Raw genomic sequence first — 720 nt, 5'->3', positions numbered from 1 at the left:
GGCTAAAGCGCAGATTCCGGCTAACGGGTGTTTTCCCTCCACGTAAGCCAGCCACCCGCCGCAGCCACACCACCGAGATCAACAGATAGGCATATGAACACTCCATGACATGGAATCTGGCGTTTAGCGTGGCCTGATCACACCAACCCGACAAAGCAGACAGTTTGAAGAAAGCAGATAGGCGCATTTCGTCAGAAGGGCGCACTGCGTCAGACAGCCAGCTCAAGCAGGCAGTCAGCCAATGCAGACAGTTGGGTCACAAGAGCAGTCGGAACAGCCAGGCTGCAACCGTCGAAAGGAATCCCATGAAGGTGCGAGCATCGCTTCGTTCTCTGAAGAACCAGCCGGGCGCGCAGGTGGTCAAGCGCAAGGGCAAGATCTACGTCATCAACAAGCAGAACCCGAGGATGAAGGGCCGCCAAAAGTAACCGCATCGCCCGGAAGCAACCTCGCCCGGTGCGAGCAACTCGGACCGGTGCGCACAGCGCAACCAAGCAAAGCAGCCGGCCCCGCACTGGCACCTCGGCCCCATTTCTGCACCCGCCCACGCTTTAGCAACAAAAACTCCCGTTAGCAGTGGCGGCTAAAGCGCAGATCCCGGCTAACGGGTGTCTCGTTGCAGCCAAAGCGCAGAAACCGGCTAACGGGAGTTTCCCTCCACGTAAGCCAGCCACCCGTCACCTCGTCCCCATTTCTGCACCCGCCCACGCTTTAGCAACA

2 protein-coding genes are annotated in these 720 nt (G+C 58.9%); one reads left to right on the top strand and one right to left on the bottom strand.

Annotated features, from left to right (window positions below; all coding sequences use genetic code 11):
- Nucleotides 1-226: hypothetical protein (locus tag HMPREF3172_RS10560; RefSeq protein WP_218078926.1), on the bottom strand; the 226-nt coding region annotated here is incomplete at its 3' end.
- A 79-nt stretch (nucleotides 227-305) separates the two neighbouring features.
- On the opposite strand from HMPREF3172_RS10560, the gene ykgO reads away from it, so the two are divergent.
- Nucleotides 306-428, top strand: a complete 123-nt coding sequence (gene ykgO, locus HMPREF3172_RS03905) for a type B 50S ribosomal protein L36 (protein WP_019174766.1) — start codon at nucleotides 306-308, stop codon at nucleotides 426-428.
- Nucleotides 429-720 lie beyond the last annotated feature (292 nt).

It is taken from the genome of Brevibacterium sp. HMSC08F02 (genome assembly GCF_001807555.1).
GTDB lineage: Bacteria > Actinomycetota > Actinomycetes > Actinomycetales > Brevibacteriaceae > Brevibacterium > Brevibacterium ravenspurgense.
The sequence above is the reverse complement of the archived record's forward strand: the minus strand, read 5'-3'. Positions and strand labels throughout refer to the sequence as shown.

Bases quoted from the DNA above. Each gene is read 5' to 3' on its own strand.
- ykgO (WP_019174766.1), top strand. From the start codon at position 306: ATGAAGGTGCGAGCATCGCTTCGTTCTCTGAAGAACCAGCCGGGCGCG.